A 23,624-nucleotide genomic window follows, 5' to 3' on the forward strand; every position below is an offset into this window, starting at 1 on the left:
TAAAAAATAGTTGTCCTTCTTTAATACATTCCCGGCTTTCTTAAATTGGCTTTGAAAGTCGGCTTTGTCCGGTATGCTGTATGTCACCTCAGCTGGACGTGCCAGTGCAATTTTAATTCGTGTAGCACTTTGGGATGTACGGGTTGATAGTGCAAGAATGAATATTTCCAGGAACTACTGCTGCACATAATCTTTATGTACTAGAAATGTTATTCACATCATACCAATCCGACTAATCGCTTGATTTTTAATTTACTGCCCTGGCAGTTCTGGCGATGTTCGAACGCGATAGGGAATTTTTTTCCGCGTGAGTGAGATTTCATAAAAATCTTGCGGAGGAACATACATTGGGTAAAAAATCACTTGTAAAACTAACAAGAAAAACGAATCCAAGAATCGTTTCCCTGATTCTTACCCTGAAAGAGAGGGCAAATGGAGATTCTGCCCCTATCTGGAAGGATATAGCGAAACGTCTTGAGGCGCCGTCCAGAAACTATGCGGCTGTGAATATAAGCAAAATCAACAGGCATACTGCTGAAGATGATGTTCTGCTTATCCCCGGAAAGGTTCTGGGTGCAGGGCTTCTTGATCATCCTGTTACGATTGCGGCTTTGACATTCAGCGATTCCGCATTTGAAAAAATCACTGAAGCCGGCGGGAAGTGCCTGAGTCTCGAAGAGATCATGGAAGCAAATCCGAAAGGATCCGGTATCCGGATATTCCGCTGAGGTGTTGAAGATGACGGTTATCGATGCAAAAGGACTTATTCTGGGGCGTCTTGCAAGTTCAGTTGCAAAACAGCTGCTTTCAGGAGACGAGAAGGTTTATATCATAAATGCCGAGCAAGCCATCATTTCTGGTTCAAGGGCAGCCACTCTGAGAGAGTACCGGGAAACCCGGGAAAGAGGTGCAACGGAATTCGGGCCTTACTTCCCGAAGCGTCCGGACCGCATTCTGAAGAGGACTATTCGTGGCATGTTGCCCTATAAGAGAGCAAGAGGCAGAGACGCAATGTCCAGGCTCAAAGTCTATGTAGGTGTCCCCTATGAACTTAAGGGCGCTGAAACGGTCACCATTCCGGACGCCGATATGAGGCTTCTGAGTTCCAGCAGGTATGTGGAGCTTGGTGAAGTGAGCCAGAAAATGGGTTCGAAGTTCTAATGGGTGAGTCCTCATGGTCAAAGTAGTTAATTCATCTGGAAAGCACAAGACTGCAACTGCACGTGCAACAGTCATGAAAGGTACCGGTAAGGTCAGGATCAACAAAATTCCGCTCGAGCTCTACACCCCCGAGCTTGCAATGATGAAAATCTCCGAACCACTGCTGATCGCAGGAAACGATGTTGTTTCCGGGCTAGATATCAATGTTGATGTTCGGGGTGGCGGGATCATAGGGCAGGCCAACGCAGTAAGAACTGCAGTTGCCCGAGGTATTGTGGAATGGACAAATGACACTGCCATCAGAGACAACTTTGCAGCCTATGACCGCAATTTACTTGTAAGCGATTCCAGGCAGAAAGAATCCAAGAACTTCGGTGGACCTGGAGCAAGGGCTAAATATCAGAAATCTTACAGGTAAGGAAAAATATGATCCCAGTCCGATGTTTCTCATGTGGAAAAGTAATCTCTAACTATTGGGATGAGTACAAAAGACGCGTCACCGACGGCGAAGGATCTGCTGCAGTGCTGGATGATCTAGGGATCACCCGCTACTGCTGCCGCAGAATGTTCCTCAGCCACGTTGAGCTTGTTGACGTGCTTTCACCGTACCAGTAAGGGACCGTAGGGTAGCTTGGTCCATCCTTCGGCGTTCGGGACGCCGTAACCTGAGTTCGAATCTCAGCGGTCCCATTTCCCTTTTTAATGGGTACTGGTTTTCAGGTGTATGTACTGACTATTAAATCTATCATGCTTCTCGATTATTGGAATTCATCGGAGCGTTTTTAAGTTTCAGGGTGATCTGTTGGTCAAGGAAAAGTATACCCGGTTCGAGCGTGCACGAATTGTAGGTGCAAGAGCATTGCAGATAGCAATGGGGGCTCCTGTCCTGGTTGATGATGACGGGCGGCTGGACCCCCTGGGTGTAGCCATTGCAGAGTTGAAGGCCGAAATTATTCCTATAACGGTCAAACGTAAGAAAAGCTGAAAAACGTAATGGGATACATTTCAGATGCTAAATGCGTTTTATTGTTGATTCTATATTTTATGAGGTGACTTTATGGAGGAAATTGAGCAGACAGGGCAGGAGGAAACCGGAGCACAGCCTATGCCTGAAGAAGATGTTGTGGCTGAAGCAAAACCTGCACTTGAAAAGGAAGCCGCAGTAAAGACCGGATCTATACCTTCAGAATCGGAAGATGAAACTGCTTCTCACAAAGAGGGGTCCACTTCCCTCGTATCCATTGATGAGTACCTGGCAGCAGGTGTTCACATCGGTACACAGCAGAAAACTCAGGATATGATGCGTTTCGTATACAGGGTCAGAACTGACGGGTTATACGTCCTTGATATCCAGTCCACAGACGAAAGGATCAGAGTTGCATCCAAATTACTTTCTCACTATGACCCTGCCAGAATCCTTGTAGTATCTTCAAGGCAGTATGGGCAGCACCCTGCCAGAATGTTCTCAAGAGCACTCGGTACAAGGGCAATGCTCGGAAGGTTTATCCCGGGTTCCCTTACAAACCCTCAGATCCACGGTTTCTTTGAACCGGACGTTATTATCGTAACCGATCCGGCCGGAGATGCCCAGGTCCTGAAGGAAGCTTCAAGCATTGGGGTACCTGTTGTAGCACTCTGTGACACCAACAACCTTACCTCAAATGTGGACCTCGTAATCCCGACAAACAACAAAGGTAGAAAAGCCCTTTCTCTTGTCTACTGGTTACTTGCAAGGGAAGTCTCCAGACTCAACGACACCCCCTTCAATTACGAGTTGACCGACTTCGAAACTCCTCTCTGATCCCGGAACATCCGTCCTGCATACTGCAAGCATTTATAAAAATTGCCCATATCTTATATTATGGGTGATTGGAAATGAGACAGCCAGCAGTTGCAGGGCAGTTCTATCCTCTGCATTGTGAAAATCTGGAGAAAGAGCTTACACGTTGTTTCGAAGGTCTGGAGATCAGGGAACGAGAAGTCTTTGGGGCGGTTTGCCCGCATGCCGGGTATATCTATTCCGGGAAAGTGGCGGCACATGTTTATGCAACCCTCCCTGAAGCCGATACCTATGTCCTTTTCGGTCCCAACCACACCGGGTACGGTTCGCCGGTATCATTATCCAGGGAAACGTGGAAAACTCCCCTGGGAACTATTGATGTTGACCTCGAACTTGCCGACGGATTTCTCGGGAGCATCGTTGATACGGATGAACTGGGGCATACATACGAGCATTCTATTGAAGTCCAGCTTCCTTTCCTTCAGTACCGTTTCGGACGTGATTTTAAAATTCTTCCAATCTGCATGGGCATGCAGGATAAAGATACGGCAGTTGAGGTGGGAAGCCTTGTTGCCGACCTTGTTTCCGAAAGCGGGAAACGTGCGGTAATCATAGCGTCCAGTGATTTTACTCATTATGAAACTGCAGAGCATGCAAGGGAGACGGATTCCGAGGTTATAGATGCTATCCTGAAGCTCGATGTCCCTGGCATGTATGACAGCCTCTATCGAAGAAACGCCTCTGTATGCGGATACGGGCCTATTGCAGCAATGCTTTCGGCTTCTCAAAAACTCGGAGGTTCCAGGGCAACCCTGCTTGAATATGCAAACAGCGGGGACGTTTCCGGAGATATGAGTGCAGTTGTCGGATACGCTGCGATTATTGTGGAGTGAGTAATGATTGCGGAGTAAATCTCACGACAACAAAGTATTCTCATTTTTTATTATACGAAAAATACCCAATACGGAAAACACCCGGGATGAGGTTCAGGTAGGGTAAGTTTTTTTATAGATTTTTTACTTTTACATATGGTCGGCCTTTTCGAGGATAAGGTTCATTAATTTATATGCCCAAATTCACCAAAACTTAAAAATTTTTGAGGAATAATATGATTTCGTGTTCTGCCCCCGGGAAAATCTATCTTTTCGGAGAACATGCGGTTGTTTACGGAGAAACCGCAATAGGATGTGCAATTGAATTAAGGACCCGTGTGCGGGTGGAATTATGTGACTCTATAATAATTCAGTCGGAAATTGGCCGAACAGGGATTGATTTTGAAAAACATCCTTATATCTCCGCAGTGGTTGAGAAAATGAGTGAAATAGTGCCAATAGATGGTGTTCATCTGAAAGTTAATTCTGAGATTCCTGTAGGCTCGGGACTCAGTTCCTCTGCCGCTGTTACGATTGCAAGTATAGGTGCACTCAATAAAATGTTTGGTTGTGGTCTCTCTCTAGAAGAAATCGCTAAAATGGGGCATGAAATCGAAATACAGGTACAGGGAGCTGCAAGTCCGACTGACACTTATGTTTCTACATTCGGAGGGGTTGTGACCATTCCCGATAGGAAGAAGCTGAAAACGCCTGATTGCGGGATAGTTATCGGGGATACAGGAGTTTTTGCTTCTACAAAAGAGCTGGTAGCAAATGTGAGAAAACTCCGTGAAAGTTATCCACATCTTATAGAGCCTCTAATGATTGTTATTGGAGGCATTTCCAAGACCGCAGAACCATTTTTCCAAACAGGAGATTACTCTTCAATTGGCAAACTTATGAATGTGAACCAGGGTCTTCTGGACGCACTTGGAGTAAATACTTTAGAACTCTCCAAATTAATATACTCATCTCGGGGAGCTGGAGCTTTCGGATCAAAGAGTACAGGAGGTGGAGGCGGGGGATGTATGGTTGCCCTTGCAGCATCTGACAAATGTACACAGGTTGCTGAAGCCATTACAGGTGCAGGGGGTAAAGCAATCGTAACAAAACCCACAGAACAGGGCTTAAGGTTAGAATGAATAACTCAAATCTTGAGCTTTTTGGAATCTTATTTCGTAATCTCGCGTTATTTATAATGGAAGCTGGGAATTTATTTAAAAAAGGCATCAAGTGATATAATGAATGCTTCAACCGAACCTGTAATCCTTAAACTCGGAGGCAGCGCCATTACCGATAAAGGCGCATATGAAGGGGTTGTAAAAGAGGCTGCCCTTCTCAGGATTGCGCGGGAAGTTTCAGGCTTCCGGGGCAAAATGATTATTGTACATGGAGCCGGCTCTTTCGGACATACCTATGCCAAAAAATACGGGCTTGACAGGAATTTTGACCCTGAGGGGTCAATTGTAACGCATGAATCCGTAAAGAAACTCGCCTCAAGGGTCGTGGAAGCTCTGAACGGTTTCGGAGTGCGGGCTATTGCTGTTCATCCCATGGGCTGCACTGTTTGCAGAAACGGAAGGATAGAGAGCATGTACCTTGAAAGCATAAAGCTCATGCTCGAAAAAGGCTTTGTCCCTGTCCTGCACGGAGACGTTGTTATGGACCTTGAACTAGGAACCTGCATCCTTTCCGGAGACCAGATCGTTCCCTACCTTGCAAAAGAACTCGGGATCACACGGCTCGGGCTGGGCTCGGCTGAGGACGGGGTGCTTGATATGGACGGAAAACCTGTACCTGAGATTACACCTGAAAACTTTGAAGAGTTTCGGCAGTGTATCGGGGGTTCGGGAAGTACGGATGTAACGGGCGGAATGCTCGGGAAGGTTCTGGAACTTCTGGAACTTAGCAAAAATTCTAGTATCACTTCCTATATATTCAATGCAGGAAAAGCGGATAACATTTACAGGTTCTTAAATGGGGAATCCATAGGGACCAGGATCAGTCCGGATAAAAGGGTATGAAGCATGATCAATACTACCTCAAGGCGAAAGATAGAACACCTGAAGCTCTGTGCGGAAAGCCCGGTTGAAGCCAGGGGAGTCAGTGCGGGTTTTGAGGATGTGACCCTGATTCACAGGGCGCTTCCCGAATTAAACATGGACGAGCTCGACCTTACTGTGGACTTTCTTGGAAAACGGATGCAAGCTCCATTTTTGATTGCATCCATTACAGGTGGACACCCGGATACCCTTCCAGTCAATGCTGCCCTTGCGGCTGCAGCCGAAGAGCTGGGAGTCGGTATAGGGGTTGGCAGCCAGAGAGCCGCAATCGATGATCCTGCTCAGGAAGACTCTTTCAGGGTTGTCAGGGATAAAGCTCCGAACGCCTTTGTCTACGGAAACGTCGGGGCTGCCCAGATTCGTCAGTACGGGGTTGAAGGGGTAGAAAAACTCATTGAAATGATTGATGCCGATGCCCTTGCTATTCACCTGAACTTCTTACAGGAAGCCATCCAGCCCGAAGGGGACAGGGATGCTACCGGCTGCCTGGATATGATTGCTGAAATCTGTTCTATGGTCAGAATACCCGTGATTGCAAAAGAAACGGGTGCAGGCATTTCCAGAGAAGATGCCCTTCTCTTGCATAAAGCCGGAGTTTCTGCAATCGATGTCGGAGGAGTCGGGGGCACCAGCTGGGCAGGAGTTGAGGTCTACAGGGCAAAAGAAAGCAAGGATCCGGTTTCCGAACGCCTTGGGGAACTTTTTTGGGACTTTGGAATCCCTACTGTTGCCAGTTTAATTGAATCAAGGGTGTCTCTTCCTCTTATTGCAACAGGGGGAGTCAGGACAGGGCTAGATATCGCAAAATCTATCGCTCTCGGAGCAAGTGCGGCAAGTGCAGCCCTGCCTTTTGTGGGTCCTTCGCTTGAAGGCAAAGAATCAGTTGTCAAAGTCCTCTCCTGCATGCTGGACGAGTTCAGAGCTGCGATGTTTCTTTGCGGCTGTGCAAACATTCAGGCCCTGCATAATTCCCCGGTGGTCGTCACCGGATGGACCCTCAAATACCTTGAGCAGCGCGGTTTTAATGTAAAAGACTATTCTCTGCCCAAAAATGCGCTTTAATCAAAGGAAGAGAGTTTTAATTATTCCCTCATATCTTCCTTCTATCTTCCAAGTGCCTGCATGGCCCTTTACAGATTTATTCGATTACAGATTTATTCGATTACAGATTTATTCGATTACAGATTTATTCGATTACAGATTTATTCGATTACAGATTTATTCGATTACAGATTTATTCGATTACAGATTTATTCGATTACAGATTTATTCGATTACAGATTTATTCGATTACAGATTTATTCCATGACAATGTTTATACGTAAGACGGAAGTAATGTCTCAAAAGAAAATGGTTAACTCCTGATATAATCTAAAAAATGGTTACTCTCTGAATTCTTTATCAGGGAAAAAGTAATTACCTTTGTTCCCCTTTAGGTATGCCGGAAGAGTAAAAGAATGCAGTTTATTAAAATTTCATGAGGATTCAGAGTTTTCCTTATTTCATCCGAAACACTGGATACAGTTTAAAGGACACTTACGCAGTTAAGGAAAACCTGAAAGCAGTCTATCCGGAATTGTTAGTTTCCCCTGATAATTCATTCTTTACGCTCATCAACTTCATGGCCAATTCTAGGAATTGGTTCTTAAAGTCTTGATTTAAAAAATCAACTTCTTTAAGTCATTTATTTGAGTCATTTACGAAATTGTTCGATTAAAGGTCGCCTGTTAAATTCATTAAACCAGGAATCGTCGTAAGATCAGCTGGTATAAGGGATTAATTATAAAAAAGTCATTATGGGAAAGTATTGGAGTGATTTTTCCATACCGAACAAACTGACTATGGAAAATCCTTGAAGTATGGGAAGTCCTTTGGAATCTGGAAAATCCTGAAGATATGGAAAATAAGCTATTGGAATATTAAAGGCAAATCATTGAAGGCAAATCACTGGAATCTGAAAAAATAGGTAACTGGAATATAGGAAACAGGTTAGTAAAGTCATTTCACGGTAAAAGCTTACCCTTAATCAGGAGTAAGTTTGGAGTCAGGCTTTTTGAGAAATAGTTGTGACTGAGGAAAGATACTGAGAGGGCCTGTAGATCAAACCCGGATCTTAAATTCTCTCAATGGGTCGGAAAGCCCTGTTAAATTCTGTATTATATGAGAACAGGATCAGAGGTAGTTTCCGGAAGTTCTTGCAGGTTATAATATTTGTATACTGAAACAAATATATATTAAAAGTTGTATTCTTCTTTCAGAAACTGTAGCCTGGTGCATTTTCACCCTGGAGAGAATTTCTTAAAGGGTATGGGAAGTAGCTTTTAGAAGTGACTTTTCTAAAGATGGTTCTATACTTCTCTATTATCCCGTTTACATTCATGGTCATTGATTTCATACCGTCACCCGATTTGTTTTTGAGGTTTCGGTTTCACAAGGATAAAATATTTAATAAGTTAAACACGAGGTTAAAAATATGACTGAAATAGGTATTGTTGCAGTCGGCGGTTACAACGAAATGGGCCGCAATATGACTGCAATCATTATAGGTGAAGATATTGTCATTCTGGATATGGGGCTCAGGCTTGACCGGGTTCAAATTCATGAAGATGTTGAAATTGACAAGATGCATTCTCTTGAACTGATCGAGATGGGGGCAATTCCTGACGATACTATTATGAAAGAAATTAACGGGACCGTCAGGGCGATTGTATGTACCCACGGGCACCTTGACCACATAGGTGCAATCCCGAAGCTCGCTCACAGGTACAATGCTCCCATACTTGCCACTCCCTATACCGCAGCTATCATCAAACAGCAGATAGAGTCCGAGCGCAAGTTCGAAGTCTGCAACAGGGTCATTCCTCTACCGGCAGGTGGAACTTACCAGGTTACGGAAGACATTTCCATAGAATTCATCCGGGTCCAACACAGTATTATCGACTGTATACTTGCAGCCGTGCACACCCCGGCAGGAGCAGTCCTTTATGCCTGTGACTTCAAGCTTGACAGGACTCCGACAATGGGAGAAGCTCCTGACTTTGACCGCTTCAAGTCCCTCGGGAAGGAAGGGGTCATCGCAATGATTACTGAAAGCACAAACGCCGGACGTTCAGGAAAGACTCCCTCGGAACAGATCGCAAAGGACATGGTTAGGGATGTACTGCTCGGGACAGAAGAGTCCGATGTCGGGATGATAATTACGACTTTTGCCTCTCACATTGCCAGGCTCAAAGCGATTATCGAGGCTGCCGAAGAAATGGGCAGAATTCCGGTGCTTATGGGGCGCTCCATGGAACGCTACGTGGGTGCTGCCCGTGATCTCGGCTACCTTGAACTCCCCTCCAATGTGGAGATTTACGGCATGAGAAAAGATATCGACAGGGCATTCAAACGCATCATGCAGGACGGTAAGAACAAGTATCTGCCTATTGTTACCGGACACCAGGGAGAACCGGGCTCCATTCTCGTGCGGGTTGCAAACGGGGAAACACCTTATACTATCGAACCCGGAGACAGGATCATTTTCTCCGCAAATGTGATCCCTAGCCCGATGACTCAGGCAAACCGTTATGCTCTTGAGACCAAACTCAAGATGAAAGGTGGCAGGATCTATGACAACGTCCATGTCTCAGGGCATGCATACAGGGAAGACCACTGGGAGCTTCTGCGCATGGTGAACCCCGAACATGTAATCCCTGCCCATGGAGATATGGAAATGCACGGGCACTACATCGAGATGGCGGAAGATGCGGGTTATGTACTCGGAGATACCGTACACCTGCTCAGAAACGGTGAAGTGTTATATATAGAAGAGTAACCCTATAATGAAAAACCCCCTGTATTCTCGTGATGCTTATGATGCTTATTGATGAGATCAAAAAGAGAAGTTCCCATGTTGATGCTGCAATTAACGAACTGCTCCCGGTAACCCATCCGGAGGAGCTTTACAAAGCTTCCCGCTATCTCGTGGATGCCGGCGGAAAGCGCCTTCGGCCGGCGGTCCTTATCCTGGCAGCAGAAGCTGTTGGCTCCGATCTCAAGTCCGTTTTGCCTGCAGCCGTGGCAGTGGAGCTTGTACATAATTTCACTCTGATCCATGACGACATTATGGATAAGGACAATATCCGCAGAGGGATGCCTGCAGTCCATGTCAAATGGGGTGAAGCCGGAGCTATCCTTGCCGGAGATACCCTTTACTCCAAAGCTTTCGAGATCCTCTCAAAGGTCGAAAACGATCCGGTAAGGATTTTAAAGTGTATGGATGTCCTTTCAAAGACCTGTACCGAAATCTGTGAAGGCCAGTGGCTTGATATGGACTTCGAAAAAAGAGACAGGGTAACTGAACTTGAATATCTCGAAATGGTGGAAAAGAAGACCTCCGTCCTTTACGCAGCCGCAGCCAAGATCGGAGCCCTTCTCGGAGGGGCCTCGGACGAGGTCGCCGAATCCCTATCCGAATATGGACGCCTTATAGGGATCGGTTTCCAGATGTACGATGATGTCCTGGACATGGTCGCTCCTGAAGAAGTGCTCGGAAAGGTTCGAGGCAGCGACCTTATGGAAGGAAAGTATACCCTCATTGTCATTGAAGCCTTTGGCAAAGGCGTAACACTGGACATTTTCGGAAAAGGAGAAGCCACCGTCGAAGAAACCGAAGCTGCCGTCCGGACTCTGACCGAGTGCGGATCCATCGATTACGTGAAAAATCTTGCAATCTCATATATCAATCAGGGAAAGGCAAAACTGGACGTCCTCAGAGACTGTCCCGAAAAAGACCTTCTCCTTCAGATTGCCGACTATATGATTGCAAGGGAATACTGAAGTTTCAGAATATTTATTGTTCTTGAATCGTTATTAAAGAATTGTGGCAGATTCTGCTACAATTCGAATCTCTTTTTTTGAGTATCTCTTTTTTTGAGTATCTCTTTTTTGAGTATCTCTTTTTTGAGTATCTCTTTTTTGAGTATCTCTTTTTTGAGTATCTCTTTTTTTGAGTTTTCGATTTACATCTCTTTCTTGATTGGGTTGCTGGCCTGCATGTAACTTATAATCTGGCTGGCAGACCGCGGCCATAATCGGAGTGGCGAAGAGAGGAAACTGAAAACTTCAAAAGGGTGCCGGAAGAGATCAATTAGTAAAGGACTACTGATTTTTTGTTTTTGAGGTTGGTGTAGCAGAACAGAAATAGCTGGGCAGGGGCAGCCGCTACACTCCTGAATATTATTTCTCAAAATGAGGATTGTAGGCAGGATATGATCCCGCCAGGGTTTTAAAATTTAAAATTTTTATTTTGCGTTTCTCATTTGCATCGTGCTCTGCGCAGCTACAAGCCTTGCGATCGGGACTCTGTAGGGGGAGCAGCTCACATAATCAATGCCTATCCCGTGGGCAAAGGTAATGGACCTCGGTTCTCCGCCGTGTTCTCCGCAGATTCCCATCTTGAGTTTGGGTTTGACGGAGCGTCCTTTCTGAATACCGATCTTCATGAGCTCCCCAACACCTTCCTGGTCAAGGACTGCGAAGGGGTCGTGTTCAAGGATGCCTGCCTTCTGGTAGATTGGCACGAATTTGGATACGTCGTCCCTGCTGAACCCGAAGGTCGTCTGGGTCAGGTCATTTGTCCCGAAGGAGAAGAAGTCGGCTTCCCGTGCGATCTGGTCTGCAACGATTGTAGCTCTGGGCAGTTCGATCATGGTTCCGACTTTGTAGTCGATCTTCATGCCTTTTTCAGTCATTACTGTTTCTGCAGTCTTGCAGACTTCCTCTTTGGTGAGGGAGAGCTCTTTTACAAGGCCCACGAGCGGGATCATGATTTCAGGGATTACTTTCAGTCCTTCGGCTGTAAGTTCACAGGCAGCCTCCATTATTGCGCGTACCTGCATGTTGTAGATTTCAGGATAGGTGATCCCGAGCCTGCAGCCTCTGTGTCCGAGCATAGGGTTGAGTTCCTTGAGGGAAACCACACGCTGGATAACTTTCTTAACGTCTTCGATCTTTCCGCAGTCTCCAGAGGTTTCAAGTTCCCTGAGCTTTTCATCGAGTTCTTCTTTATCCGGAAGGAATTCGTGCAGAGGCGGGTCAAGGAGCCTTATGGTTACAGGCAAGCCTTCCATGCTGCGGAAGATCCCAAGGAAATCTTCTTTCTGCATGGGGAGCAGTTTCTTGAGGGCTTTCTTCCTGGCTTTCTCATCTTCGGACATGATCATTTCCCTTACTGCAGGGATCCTGTCTTCTCCGAAGAACATGTGCTCTGTCCTGCAAAGCCCGATACCTTCTGCCCCGAGTTCGCGGGCAAGGGCAGCATCAGCCGGGTTATCGGCGTTTGTCCTTACTCCGAGGGTCCTGATCTCGTCAGCCCAGATGAGGAGCTTTTTAAGGTCCTCATTTATCTCGGCATCAATCAGGTCTGTTTTCCCGAGAATGACGCTTCCGATACTTCCATCAATTGTAATATAGTCGTGCTCTTTGATGGTGAAGCCGTTTACCATGAAGAGTGAGCTCTTAATATCAATTGAAATTTCTCCGCAGCCAACGACGCAAGGCTTGCCCATGCCCCTTCCAACGACTGCTGCATGAGAAGTCATCCCTCCACGCACGGTAAGAACTCCTTGTGCTGCAGCCATGCCTCCTATGTCTTCAGGGGAGGTCTCGGTGCGGACAAGAATTGTTTTTTCGCCTATTTCTGCCATCTCTTCAGCAGCTTCGGCAGTAAAGACTACCTTTCCGACAGCGGCTCCGGGGGAAGCGGGAAGCCCTGTTGCAATTATTTCAAGTTTTGCTTCAGGGTCAATTCTCGGGTGCAGAAGCAGGTCGATATGTTCGGCGTTAACTCTGTTTACGGCAGTTTCCTTATCTATGAGCCCTTCTTCGACCATGTCGGTTGCAATCTTCACAGCTGCAGCAGCTGTGCGCTTTCCGGTCCTGGTCTGAAGCATGTAGAGTTTTCCTTCCTGAATGGTAAACTCAATGTCCTGCATGTCCTTGAAGTGGGATTCTAGTTTCTGGCAGATATCCACAAGCTGGGCATAAGCTTCCGGGATTTTGTTCCCGAGGGTATCAATATAGTCCGGGGTTCTTATCCCTGCAACTACATCTTCGCCCTGGGCATTGATTAGATATTCTCCGAAGAACTTCTTTTCACCTGTAGATGGGTTTCTGGTAAAAGCAACGCCTGTACCTGAGGTATTTCCTCTGTTCCCGTAAACCATGGTCTGCACATTAACAGCTGTGCCCCAGCCGTCGCCAATGTTGTTAAGCTTCCTGTAGGTAATGGCTCTCTGGTTATTCCATGAATCAAAAACAGCATCAACAGCCATCTGAAGCTGAACTTTAGGATCTTGGGGGAACTCGAATCCTTTTTCGAGTTTGATAACTTCCTTAAATCTCTCTGCCAATTCTTTTAGTGCTTTTGAATCGAGTTCGGTGTCGGATTTTGCTCCCAGTTCCTTTTTCTTATCCCCTATTAAGGAATCGAATTTTCTGAATTCAACTCCAAGTACCACGTCCCCAAACATGGCGATAAATCTTCGGTAGCAATCATAAGCGAATCTTTCGTCATTGACTTTATTTGCGAGCCCGATTACGGATTTGTCTGTGAGTCCAAGATTCAGAACTGTGTCCATCATTCCCGGCATGGACACCCTGGCACCAGATCTTACTGAGACCAGCAACGGATCTTCGGGATCTCCAAGCTTTTTGCCGTTTAAGGCTTCTAACTTATCGATTGCTTCTTCTACCTGACTGAGCACTTCTTCGGGATATTTTTTTTCATTTAAATAAAGTACACAGACTTCGGTTGTTATCGTAAAACCTGGTGGTACGGGAACTCCAAGATTTGCCATCTCGGCAAGGTTTGCACCCTTACCTCCAAGCAGGTCTTTCATACTACTCTTGCCATCAGTTACATCCTTTCCAAAAAAATATACGAACTTGGACAATGATTCTCCTCCCTGGAACGAGATCATTAATCGGAGTTAAAGTTGGATATTCCCAGACATATGGTCTGGTTGTTGCCAACAATGTCCATTTAATATATAAGCTTGTGGATTCCCCCCTTCTGTATCTTATACTTTACTCTTTGAACTTATTAAACCCAATGTATAATATAGGTCTTGCGATATCTTTATATATAATAAGCGTAGACTACATATGCTTTTCAGTCTATGATATATATTCTTATTGGGACTGACTGTTAAATCCACTCGAAGCCGGGGTATTTTGCCCTGTGCATAGAGGCATAACTATTCGTGGCTGATATGAAACGACTCGGTACCGTGCTGCACAGGTCAGGTCATAGAAACCTGATAATTAGAGGGGATGAGGTAAGACCCGATAACGTCTCAGGTAGTCTTCCTAAGTTGAATTCGGTTGTTGTTGACAAGGCCCTGAATCGGATTGGCACAATTGCCAGTGTCTTTGGACCCGTGAAACATCCATATTTTTTAGTGAAGGGCTTTAAGCGAATTCCGGATTCAGAAACTCGGGCTCTCGTCAATGAAAGGGTCTATATTCGGTGAGATCTCTGACATTCAATGAAGGTTTTAATCCTTTGCTATGGTTTAACTTTAACTGGTTTATATGTTTTTTGCTAGTTATAGTCACAGGTTTTCTTATCCCTTCTTTTATATATATACTGTAATCTATTATGGTGCAGGCTTGAGATTGTAGGAAATCATAAACATAGTCATGTTAATTTGTAAGGTGATATAATATGGTAGAAGTCGAAAGAGTTCGCTATTCGGACACTCTTGAAAGAGAAAAAATACGTGCCATGATTAAAGCTCGCAAAGAAAAGCAAAAAGAGCAAAGTTTTGAGAACGAAAAGGCCGTGTGTCCAGAATGCGGTAGCAGGAACCTTGTTCACGATTATGAGAGAGCTGAGCTCGTGTGTGGGGACTGCGGACTTGTCATCGATGCCGACTTTGTGGATGAAGGACCGGAATGGCGAGCTTTCGATCACGATCAGCGCATGAAGCGTTCCCGTGTGGGTGCGCCCATGACGTATACAATCCACGACAAAGGGCTTTCCACAATGATTGACTGGAGGAACCGTGATTCCTACGGAAAGTCTATCTCCTCCAAAAATCGTGCTCAGCTTTATCGTTTAAGAAAATGGCAGCGTAGAATTCGTGTAAGCAACGCAACTGAAAGAAACCTGGCTTTTGCCCTTTCCGAACTGGACAGAATGGCTTCGGCTCTTGGTCTGCCGAGAACTGTCAGGGAAACCGCAGCAGTCGTCTACAGAAAAGCTGTGGACAAGAACCTTATCCGCGGGCGCAGTATTGAAGGTGTAGCCGCAGCGGCTCTCTATGCAGCCTGCCGCCAGTGCAGTGTCCCGAGGACGCTTGATGAAATCGAAGAGGTTTCGAGGGTCAGCAGGAAAGAAATCGGAAGGACTTACCGTTTCATTTCCAGAGAACTTGCCTTAAAACTCATGCCAACTTCCCCTATCGATTACGTCCCGAGGTTCTGCTCCGGGCTCAACCTGAAAGGTGAGGTTCAGTCAAAGAGTGTCGAGATTCTCAGGCAGGCATCAGAAAAAGAACTCACAAGCGGAAGAGGGCCTACAGGAGTTGCCGCAGCTGCAATTTACATCGCATCCATTCTCTGCGGGGAGCGGAGGACTCAGCGCGAAGTCGCAGATGTTGCCGGGGTTACGGAAGTTACCATCAGGAACAGGTATAAGGAGCTTGCAGAAGAACTGGATATAGAGATTATCCTCTAAACTCTCCTCTAAAAAGCTTCTTCTTTTTTTCAGCCAGCCTGATTTAAGTTTTTGTTTATGGAGGGTATAGACGCGCCCTCTTTTTTCTGCTTTCTGTCTCTCGGATCGGGGCCTTTTAGCTGTGCATATATTCTTTTTCAGATCGTATTTTACATTCCTTTTTAATAGTATGGATTTATAGTTCGTTTGCAGGTTGAGAATGCTGACAATTGAGACTTTCAACGCCCTTCTCCTGGGCTTCACTATAGGGCTTACAGGTGCCCTTGTCCCGGGACCGATGCTCTTTGCAACCATAGAGCTTTCTCTCAAAAAAGACTGGCTTGCAGGTCCGAAAGTTGTTTTCGGGCATATGCTGGTTGAGCTTGTACTTTCCTTGCTGATCCTCTTTGGAGCTGCTTCACTTATCGGCAGCAATACAATCTCAGCTATTTCCGTTATTGGCGGACTTGCACTTGTGATATTCGGACTGCTTACGGCAAAGGATGCAAAAGCTGCGGCTTCTGCAGGGATTTCTCCGGGTACTTCAGGCTTGAAATTAAGTTCAAATCCCATAGCATTGGGTCTTGTCACTTCGGTTTCAAACCCCTACTTCTGGGTCTGGTGGCTGACTGCGGGCAGTGCGCTTGTGTTGAAAGCGTATGAACTGGGAGTTCTTGTTTCACTGGCTTATATTCTGGGGCACTGGATAGCAGACCTTAGCTGGTTCACTGCCGTATCCGGGTCATTCAGCCGGGGAAAAGCCCTGTTCTCCGGGCGTACCCATGAAATGATACTTTACGCCTGCGGAGGATTTTTAGTGATTTTCGGGCTTTATTTCATGCTTAACTATAATAATCCCATTCAACTGTCGTGAGGTAAGACCTTAATTTTTCTCATTTAATGGAATTCTTTTTTATCTTTTTCTTCAATGTTTTTCTTCAGGGGAGCCTTCCAGTAAAGGTCAGATAGATCGATAACCCTCCAATGAAGGTGAGCACCCATAAAGCCAGCAGTATCCTCATATTTCTACGAGTTTTCCATCTCCATCTGTTAATTACAAAAATAAAGCCAAAAGCCAGGGATATGGCTCCAAAAAGACCGTGAGTATATATGACTGAAGGAGTCCTCCCGCTAATTGTCAGGTTGTAAGCCGAATAAAGCATATATAGGACCGATAGTACGGCAAGAGCATACCCTCCGGTTGCTACCTTTCCATGTTCTTTTATGCCTCCTTTTTTTGTTTTTACTATCAGGCTTATCAAAAATAGAAGTAAAACCACTATTTGCATCCCGAGTGATATCGTCCTCAGGTTATATACGATTGTTTCAAATGCCAGACTACCCCTTCCTTTCGATTTTAACACTTTTAATTATTCCTCTTTTATACGGTTCAAGGTATAAAGATGCCTCTGGTAAAAACATTTTTAAAATAAGTCTCCGGTTCAATTTCGATATTGAGAAAACTTAATAACAAAAGGATAGCTTTAGAGGTTCAGAAGGTGGGAGTCCCATGAAACGGCAATGCATAAAAATTCCCAAAAAGAAAGGAGAATCTGCAAGGAGAGTACTCCTTGATTTTGAAATCCTTGATAACTCCCTGAAAATAGGTTCGGATGAAACATTTCTTTATCTTCCTCTTTCCCGGGAACCTCTTTCGCATGAACTGGCAGATCTTCCCGCAGAAGCCGAACTAGCTGAGTTTGATTTTGAGGCTCAGGAGAAAAAACCCACCCCTGGAGATCTTCTTGGTTTCAATCCGGCTTATGAGCTCATAGGGGATATTGCGCTTCTGGAAGACCAGGATCTTGATTCTCAAAAAGCTTCAAGAATTGCCGAAGCCCTCCTCCTTACTCAGCCAAACATTAAAACCGTGGTCAAGGCCCTTTCCCCTGTTATTGGTGAGTTCAGGGTCCGGGAATTTGAGGTAATCGCAGGTGAGCCCAGGACCGAGACCGTCCACAGGGAGTACGGCTGCCGCTACAAAGTTGACCTTTCAAAGGCTTATTTTACCCCCCGCCTTTCTACCGAGCGCTCACGAATCCTCTCCTGGGTTAAGGAAGGTGATACCGTTGTCGATATGTTTGCCGGGGTCGGTCCTTACAGCATCCTGCTTGCAAAGAGCAACAAGCCTTCCAAAGTTGTGGCAATCGATAAAAATCCTGACGCAGTGCACTATCTTAAAGAAAATATAAGCCTTAATTCCGCAAAAAATATCGAAGCAATAGAAGGTGATGCCCGGGAAGAGGCAGAAAGGTTTGCAGGCACTGCCGCCCATGTGATCATGAACCTGCCTCACAATGCCTACGAGTTTCTTGACTCTGCTGTCCTCCTTACAAAACCGGCTGGGATAATCCATTACTACGGAATAACTCCTGAAGACGACCTCTTTGAAAGTTCCGTCGAGCTTATCCGAAAAGCAGCAGAAAAAGCAGGAAGAAAGATTGAAATCCTGGAGAGAAGGGTAGTCCGTTCATATGCTCCTCATCAGTATAATATATGCATCGAAGCAAGGATAATTTGAGTTTTCTTCCTCTGCCATCTCCTGGCAGGATTTGAAAAGAATGCTTTCTGTGTGCTGTCTCTTATAGGTATCCCGGCCAATGCACCAGTAAAAAATTCTTTTGCAGGCAGAAAAGAAGGGATCATAAGAATCAGAATTCGGTGCCTTGAATAAAAGAAATATTTAAACATCTGCAGGTCAATTTCAATAAAAATGCTTAAAAATGTTCAATTACATCTCGCATTTATAAATAAAGGGAGCTGATTTCCTGTGTCCACATTTGCCTATTTCATTATAGGTTTCTCAGTTTTGCTTGCCCTTATCTTTATATGGTTCTACATCAGGTACTATAAAAAATGAGAAAATCTTTCCAAATAAAGTACATACAGGCCAGGATATAAGAAATAGGTTGAGCGAAATAGTTAAATTCTTGATCGCTATTTTAATTCTGCTTATCCTCAAACATACGTGCCGTCGTGGCTTAGTGGTATAGCGGCTGATTCGTAATCAGCAGGCCGAGGGTTCGAGTCCCTCCGGCGGCTCTGTATCTTTTTTTGGTTCAAAGCCTGCTTCATCTAACGGCTTAAATAAATTATGTCCCCGACTAAGTGCCTATCCGAAAAGTCGGTAATGCGATCGAAAAGTTACAGCAGGTCTATAATAGCAGGGCATCCTCTTCGGTTTTGCATATTGCTAATGGTAAGTTACCATAGGTCACAACACTTTTCGGATAGGCTCTAATTATGTGAAACTATAAGTTTTTAGTAAAAAGATTGGACAGTAAGAATCGACCCGACAGGAACACATAATCCGATCCGATAGGAACAATACCAGTTAGGAATTGTCGGGTATGCAATCTGTTTTGTGTCTATATTTATCGGGCCGAATATCACGAAACAAATAGTATTTGTTTCTATCTGACTTTATTTGACTGTCAAAGTCAGGATAGAGCATCTGCTTTCTTTGTTTTGCATTCTCAATTCCTGAATTCTATTTGGTCATTATTGCTTAAGCTATTCCGTTTTTACGCTGGATTTCCAGTGCAATCACGCTGAAGTCTTTTTGCCCTTCACCATTCTGTACCGTTCTGGAGTATTCCTCAATGGACACCTTTGTCATCGGCAATATAGCCCCGGTTTTAGTTATCTGTTCATTTACAAGCCTCAGGTCTTTGGCTAAATTATTTAGTGAGAAAGCCGGTTCGAAATTGCCTTCTACGATCCTTGGTCCCTTGCCCTGGGAAATATAGTTCCTGATTGGAGTATTGTTAATAGTCTCAACGAAAGTTTTAGCATCGAACCCGAGCTTTTGCGAGAATACAAGCGCTTCAGAGAACGACTCTGCAAGAAGTCCCAGATGCAGGTTTATTGCCAGCTTCATTTTATGACCGTTGCCGTCTGCTCCTAAGTAAATTACACTTTTTCCCAGTTTGTTGAGAAATTTCTCATGCTTCCGGAGTACTTCCTGGCTTCCCCCAACCAGAATTATAAGCTCTCCTTTTGAAGCCAGGTCCTTGCTTCCCACCACGGGAGTGTCAAGTCTTTCCAGTCCTGCCTTTTTTGCTGCTTCGGCATGTTTGACTGATGACGAAGGGTCTATTGTACTCAGGTCAATCCATAAACAACCCTTCTTCGCTCCATTGAGAAGTCCGTCTTCGCCAAAGGCTACACTGTTAACAGCGGCTTCATCAGTCAGTGACGTCATAATAATGTCTGCCACCGAAGCAAGTTCGCGTGGTGTGGAATGGAAAGTGGCCCCTCTTTCGATAAGTGGTTGAGCTTTTTCCTTAGTCCTGTTGTAGACGTGAACATTGTAACCTCGTGAGAGAAGATTGGAAGCAAAAGAACTCCCCATAATCCCTAAACCAATCACGCCAACAGTTATGTTTTTATCACAACCGGAAGTAGTCAATTGATCACCTCTTCTCTAATATACAATTTAAAAAGTGAATTTACTCTTTCATAACAATCACATGAGAGCCCTGGATGCTTAGCCTGTTCTCCTACGATAAATCCTCGAATAAGGCCTGGCCTGCATACTGGTGAGGTCTCGAATTACGTCAATTACGAGCATACCCTCAACATCATTTCCCCCGCGTTAACAGATAGATTATAGACAGGGCTTTTAAATATTCTGCCCCCTGGTGAAGCGCACATCCAGCAAGTTTTATTAAATTTGCGAAGATCCGTGGCCTGGTGCAATTAAGCATATCCGGGTTCGCACCTTAACTATGTTCGAATTTAGCAGCCAAATCATTCTCACAGTTGCCGTCTTTGAAGAGTAGTCCATATGGACAAAAGCACTGGAATGAGTAGATATCTTCAAGATCGTCCTCACTTATCTTCAGGATGCGTTCGTCACAGCAACGGGTAAATTTGCAGCTCAGGGCTCCCCGGATTCGAAGGTAGTCGATTCCATTAAGTTGCCTGGCTTCGAATTATGCTGTGTTCACATAATTCTCTAAGTGTCCCGGCGTTTTCTCCGGTCTGTGCCAGTGCGATCACACCTGGTTTGCATGACGTTCTTCTTCCTCCTGTCTCTCGCGTGCCTCAGCAGCGACAAAATGCGTGACCTGGGGCGCACCTCTGGCGTGGTACCGGTTAACGGTGTCCTGAATGATGCGATCCGCATTTGTCACGCGGCCATGCTGTCTCAGGTGCTCCAGCCACGATTCCACCATGAATGTTTCCAGGAAACGCCCCTGATCGGCAACATCTTCGAACACGTACCAGGCGTAGGCGCCGTCACGACGCCGCTCATTAGACAGTCTTTTAAGAGCGTCAAGGAATGCTTCGCGGTTCCCGGGTTCAACACGATATTCGATGGTCACCAGCACCGGCCCCTGGTCATACTCGACCTTGTGGGTGAGGACTGGTGTGGGCCAGTGCATCGACGGCGTGAGATCGACTCCGGCACCCGTCTGCAGCTTCCAGCGCCAGGTAAATGGAATACTGATGAGAACCCCTGCCGCGGCAAGAAAGTGGGCATCGGGCAGGCCGACCAGTCCGGCAATTTGTCCCCAGGCCGCACTGCCCAACGTCATGGCTCCGAAAAGAACAGTAACGAAAGTCGCAAGTCCGCGCCCTCGCACCCAGTCCGGCAGCGAGACCTGTGCGGAGATACTGAGGTTCGCGAGGACGGTGATCCAGGACATGCCGGCAATGATGCTGGCCAGCAGGCCGACGGAGGGTTCTCGCGCCAGGCCAAAAAGCACGAGCGTGACAGCCGTGCCGACCGTTCCAGCTGCCACCAGCCGGTCAGGCCCCAGCCTTTCCTTGAGCCAGGGCAGGATGAACGCACCAATGACTGCACTGGCCCCGATCACGCCCAGCAGAAAGCCGTAAAGCTCCGGCCCACCGGCGATCTGGCTGCGAGCCACTAGCGGTAGCAGCGCCCAGTAGGCACTGGCAAACAGGATGAACCCGACCGTACGCATCAGGGTGGCGCGCAGATGTGAATTATATCTTGCATGACGAACGCCGGTGATCATGGCAGAGACGAACCTTTCAGCCGGCAGCCGTTGAGCAACTGCTTTGCCTGGCCGCCACCACAGCAGAGCCACGATAATTCCCAGATTACTGATAGCGTTGAGCCAGAAGGGGGAGGCAATCCCGATGCCGGCGATGATCAAACCTCCAACTGCCGGACCCACCGCGCGGCTTATATTTATTCCCATGCTGTCCGCCGCCACGGCCGGAGCCAGGACGTCCCTGGGAACAAGTTGGGGTACGATCGATCGCCAGGTCGGAGCGGTCAGCGCGGCGCCAGTTCCAAGTAAGAATGTGAACAGGAGCAGTATTGAGGGGGTAACAAGGTTGAAAGCGACGAGCATTGCGATTATCGTCGCTATGACTGTTGTTACTGAGGTGACGATTACCAGAAACAGACGCCGGTCGACGATGTCGCTCAACGCGCCCGCAGGCATGGCAAAGAGAAACATCGGTAGGCTGGTTGCTACCTGAACCAGTGATACGATTAACGGGTCTGCGTTGAGACTCGTCATCATCCACCCCGAGCCCGCATTGTACATCCACGTGCCGATGTTCGAGATTACCGTTGCGGTCCAGAGAACCGTGTATGATGTATAACGGAACGGGGCCCATGAAGATTCTACTGGCATTCGATTACCTCATTATCTCTGATCAGTTGCATCCGCCAGCTCCCGCATGAACCTGGTTATGAACGAAAAATTTCCCTTCGTCCCTCAGAATCAGGTTAAAATCCTTGTGTATGAACGCGAGCACAAAATATATGGGGCGCTAAAACTGTCTACATTTTTGGCACGCCTGCAGAGACAGCATTCCGCATGGTTTGCTCGGTTTCGCTTAGAGTCTCCAGATAGCTGGAATTTTGCAGCGGTACCTTTTGCATTATGTCGATTCCGGACACCCCAAAACATTATTCCCCCACGTTAACAGATAGTATCATTGACGGGGCTTTAAATATTACGCCACTGAGACAGTACCAGACAGGTTTTAAGAAAGCTCCTCCTGCTAGAAGCGGATCATTTTCAGCTTATTGTTCTCAAACAGAATGGAGTTCGATGGATATCATGACGTTATCAGCAAGTATCGGGCTGTGCAGTGCGATCTTACGATCGTGATAATTGTATGAGAACCTCTTGAGCATTTATTTCTGTCAGCATGTTTAACACAGCGTTCCCCAAAAGAGAAAGTAACTCGTGCAACCCGATTGCTGTGCCAGTCGAGAGTCTGTGAATTCATAATCAGCCGGCCGAGGGTTCGAATGCCTCCGGTGGCTTTCCACTTTTTGATTCAAAACCTGCTTGCTGGAACTGTGAGGGGATAAAAGTCTTTTCTTAATATCCTTATTTTTTCAGAACTTCTATGATTTCCTTTATGTCAGGAAGCTCGTGTCCCGGATATTTTTTGAAGAATATCACTTTCTGGTCTTCATCAATAATTATATTCGCCCTTTCGGAAACTCCTTCTTTTTCCTTGAATATCCCGTGTGTTCTGGCAACTTCTCCATGCGGCCAGAAATCCGAAAGCAACCTTATATGCATAATTCCGAGTTCTTTTGCCCAGGCTTTCTTTGATGGTGTGGAGTCCACACTTATACCAAAGGCTACCGTGTTCAGTTCGGTAAATAGTTCATGGTTTTCTTCAAGCGACTTCATCTGTTCCGCACAGACTTTTGTCCAGGCAAGCGGGTGGAAGGACAGGAGGACCTTCTTTCCTTTGAAGTCATAAAGATGCACTTCGTCCCTCTTCTGATCCCTTAAGCGAAAGTCCTGAATTGTTTCTCCGATTTTTATCTCGTTCGTCATAAGTCTCCCCGATTTAACATTCTTCTATACGTTTAAGTTCTTAACGGCTTCATGCTTATGACTTTCATAGCTTATGCCCGACTTGAGTAGGTATAAGGCACAGGAAAAGGTACAGGAAAAGGTACAGGAATTGAAAAATAAAAAGAGTACGCGAATTCTACCGGAGAACTCCGGGAAAGAATGGAAAACCCGATAAATCCCGAGAAGAGGTTTACGACGCTATCAAAAATTATCCATGATGGGTTTTCTCAGAAA

23 protein-coding genes and 2 tRNA genes are annotated in these 23,624 nt (G+C 46.0%); 18 read left to right on the forward strand and 7 right to left on the reverse strand.

The genetic code is table 11. From position 1 onward, the window contains the following. The first annotated feature begins 347 nt into the window (after positions 1 to 347). From MA_RS03125 to fni, 11 genes are all read left to right on the forward strand, one after another. Positions 348 to 728, forward strand: coding sequence for a 50S ribosomal protein L18e (locus tag MA_RS03125; protein WP_048064921.1), 381 nt, complete (start codon positions 348 to 350; stop codon positions 726 to 728). Between the two features lie 10 nt (positions 729 to 738). Further along, on the forward strand, positions 739 to 1,161 hold the full coding sequence (locus MA_RS03130; RefSeq protein ID WP_011020645.1) for a 50S ribosomal protein L13: 423 nt from the start codon (positions 739 to 741) through the stop codon (positions 1,159 to 1,161). A gap of 13 nt (positions 1,162 to 1,174) precedes the next feature. Then, positions 1,175 to 1,579 carry a 30S ribosomal protein S9 gene (locus tag MA_RS03135; protein WP_011020646.1) on the forward strand — a complete coding sequence of 135 codons (405 nt, stop codon included), beginning with the start codon at positions 1,175 to 1,177 and terminating at the stop codon, positions 1,577 to 1,579. A gap of 8 nt (positions 1,580 to 1,587) precedes the next feature. After that, complete coding sequence (locus MA_RS03140) at positions 1,588 to 1,776, forward strand: DNA-directed RNA polymerase subunit N (protein WP_011020647.1); 189 nt, start codon at positions 1,588 to 1,590, stop codon at positions 1,774 to 1,776. Then, positions 1,777 to 1,851, forward strand: a tRNA-Pro gene (locus MA_RS03145). It abuts the gene before it with no gap. Positions 1,852 to 1,963: 112 nt separating this feature from the next. Then, on the forward strand, positions 1,964 to 2,146 hold the full coding sequence (locus tag MA_RS03150) for a DNA-directed RNA polymerase subunit K (RefSeq protein ID WP_011020648.1): 183 nt from the start codon (positions 1,964 to 1,966) through the stop codon (positions 2,144 to 2,146). A gap of 72 nt (positions 2,147 to 2,218) precedes the next feature. Continuing rightward, on the forward strand, positions 2,219 to 2,962 hold the full coding sequence (gene rpsB / locus MA_RS03155) for a 30S ribosomal protein S2 (protein WP_011020649.1): 744 nt from the start codon (positions 2,219 to 2,221) through the stop codon (positions 2,960 to 2,962). A 68-nt stretch (positions 2,963 to 3,030) separates the two neighbouring features. Beyond that, complete coding sequence (locus MA_RS03160) at positions 3,031 to 3,834, forward strand: MEMO1 family protein (RefSeq protein ID WP_011020650.1); 804 nt, start codon at positions 3,031 to 3,033, stop codon at positions 3,832 to 3,834. Positions 3,835 to 4,049: 215 nt separating this feature from the next. Next, on the forward strand, positions 4,050 to 4,955 hold the full coding sequence (locus tag MA_RS03165; protein ID WP_048064922.1) for a mevalonate kinase: 906 nt from the start codon (positions 4,050 to 4,052) through the stop codon (positions 4,953 to 4,955). Between the two features lie 99 nt (positions 4,956 to 5,054). Beyond that, positions 5,055 to 5,837, forward strand: a complete 783-nt coding sequence (locus MA_RS03170; RefSeq protein WP_011020652.1) for an isopentenyl phosphate kinase — start codon at positions 5,055 to 5,057, stop codon at positions 5,835 to 5,837. Positions 5,838 to 5,840: 3 nt separating this feature from the next. Continuing rightward, complete coding sequence (gene fni, locus MA_RS03175; RefSeq protein WP_011020653.1) at positions 5,841 to 6,938, forward strand: type 2 isopentenyl-diphosphate Delta-isomerase; 1,098 nt, start codon at positions 5,841 to 5,843, stop codon at positions 6,936 to 6,938. Between the two features lie 1,192 nt (positions 6,939 to 8,130). Here fni and MA_RS26465 read toward each other — a convergent pair. Continuing rightward, complete coding sequence (locus MA_RS26465; RefSeq protein WP_156158777.1) at positions 8,131 to 8,271, reverse strand: hypothetical protein; 141 nt, start codon at positions 8,269 to 8,271, stop codon at positions 8,131 to 8,133. Positions 8,272 to 8,349: 78 nt separating this feature from the next. On the opposite strand from MA_RS26465, the gene MA_RS03180 reads away from it, so the two are divergent. Next, positions 8,350 to 9,693 (forward strand): RNase J family beta-CASP ribonuclease, encoded by a 1,344-nt coding sequence (locus MA_RS03180; RefSeq protein ID WP_011020654.1) that lies wholly within the window; start codon positions 8,350 to 8,352, stop codon positions 9,691 to 9,693. 38 nt (positions 9,694 to 9,731) lie between these two features. Next, entirely contained in the window at positions 9,732 to 10,697 is a 966-nt protein-coding gene (locus MA_RS03185) for a polyprenyl synthetase family protein (protein WP_048066119.1), read from the forward strand. A gap of 33 nt (positions 10,698 to 10,730) precedes the next feature. Here MA_RS03185 and MA_RS03190 read toward each other — a convergent pair whose 3' ends face one another. Then, positions 10,731 to 10,949 (reverse strand): hypothetical protein, encoded by a 219-nt coding sequence (locus MA_RS03190; protein WP_011020656.1) that lies wholly within the window; start codon positions 10,947 to 10,949, stop codon positions 10,731 to 10,733. A 212-nt stretch (positions 10,950 to 11,161) separates the two neighbouring features. Continuing rightward, the gene (gene ppdK, locus MA_RS03195; protein ID WP_011020657.1) at positions 11,162 to 13,813 is read right to left on the reverse strand and encodes a pyruvate, phosphate dikinase; all 2,652 of its coding nucleotides are present in this window, start codon (positions 13,811 to 13,813) and stop codon (positions 11,162 to 11,164) included. Positions 13,814 to 14,131: 318 nt separating this feature from the next. Here ppdK and MA_RS03200 point away from each other — a divergent pair, with 318 nt between their 5' ends. The 3 genes from MA_RS03200 to MA_RS03210 all read left to right on the forward strand — a co-directional run bounded on the left by MA_RS03200 (position 14,132) and on the right by MA_RS03210 (position 16,453). Then, complete coding sequence (locus MA_RS03200; RefSeq protein ID WP_011020658.1) at positions 14,132 to 14,392, forward strand: Gar1/Naf1 family protein; 261 nt, start codon at positions 14,132 to 14,134, stop codon at positions 14,390 to 14,392. A gap of 194 nt (positions 14,393 to 14,586) precedes the next feature. Continuing rightward, positions 14,587 to 15,600 (forward strand): transcription initiation factor IIB, encoded by a 1,014-nt coding sequence (locus MA_RS03205; protein WP_011020659.1) that lies wholly within the window; start codon positions 14,587 to 14,589, stop codon positions 15,598 to 15,600. A 199-nt stretch (positions 15,601 to 15,799) separates the two neighbouring features. After that, positions 15,800 to 16,453, forward strand: coding sequence for a LysE family transporter (locus MA_RS03210; protein ID WP_048064923.1), 654 nt, complete (start codon positions 15,800 to 15,802; stop codon positions 16,451 to 16,453). A gap of 64 nt (positions 16,454 to 16,517) precedes the next feature. Here MA_RS03210 and MA_RS25010 read toward each other — a convergent pair whose 3' ends face one another. Further along, positions 16,518 to 16,943 (reverse strand): hypothetical protein, encoded by a 426-nt coding sequence (locus MA_RS25010; RefSeq protein ID WP_083755872.1) that lies wholly within the window; start codon positions 16,941 to 16,943, stop codon positions 16,518 to 16,520. Between the two features lie 146 nt (positions 16,944 to 17,089). Here MA_RS25010 and MA_RS03220 point away from each other — a divergent pair, with 146 nt between their 5' ends. Beyond that, a complete protein-coding gene (locus MA_RS03220) occupies positions 17,090 to 18,100 on the forward strand; it encodes a class I SAM-dependent methyltransferase (protein WP_011020662.1) in 1,011 nt (336 codons plus the stop codon). Between the two features lie 449 nt (positions 18,101 to 18,549). Further along, positions 18,550 to 18,621, forward strand: a tRNA-Thr gene (locus tag MA_RS03225). Positions 18,622 to 19,087: 466 nt separating this feature from the next. On the opposite strand, the gene MA_RS03230 is transcribed toward MA_RS03225, so the two are convergent. The 3 genes from MA_RS03230 to MA_RS03240 all read right to left on the reverse strand — a co-directional run bounded on the left by MA_RS03230 (position 19,088) and on the right by MA_RS03240 (position 23,369). Then, positions 19,088 to 19,990, reverse strand: a complete 903-nt coding sequence (locus tag MA_RS03230) for an NAD(P)-dependent oxidoreductase (RefSeq protein ID WP_011020663.1) — start codon at positions 19,988 to 19,990, stop codon at positions 19,088 to 19,090. Between the two features lie 589 nt (positions 19,991 to 20,579). Beyond that, complete coding sequence (locus tag MA_RS03235) at positions 20,580 to 22,199, reverse strand: MFS transporter (protein ID WP_011020664.1); 1,620 nt, start codon at positions 22,197 to 22,199, stop codon at positions 20,580 to 20,582. Positions 22,200 to 22,907: 708 nt separating this feature from the next. Continuing rightward, entirely contained in the window at positions 22,908 to 23,369 is a 462-nt protein-coding gene (locus MA_RS03240) for a peroxiredoxin (protein ID WP_011020665.1), read from the reverse strand. Positions 23,370 to 23,624: the final 255 nt, after the last annotated feature.

The sequence above is a fragment of the Methanosarcina acetivorans C2A genome, from assembly GCF_000007345.1.
In the GTDB taxonomy this organism is placed as follows: domain Archaea; phylum Halobacteriota; class Methanosarcinia; order Methanosarcinales; family Methanosarcinaceae; genus Methanosarcina; species Methanosarcina acetivorans.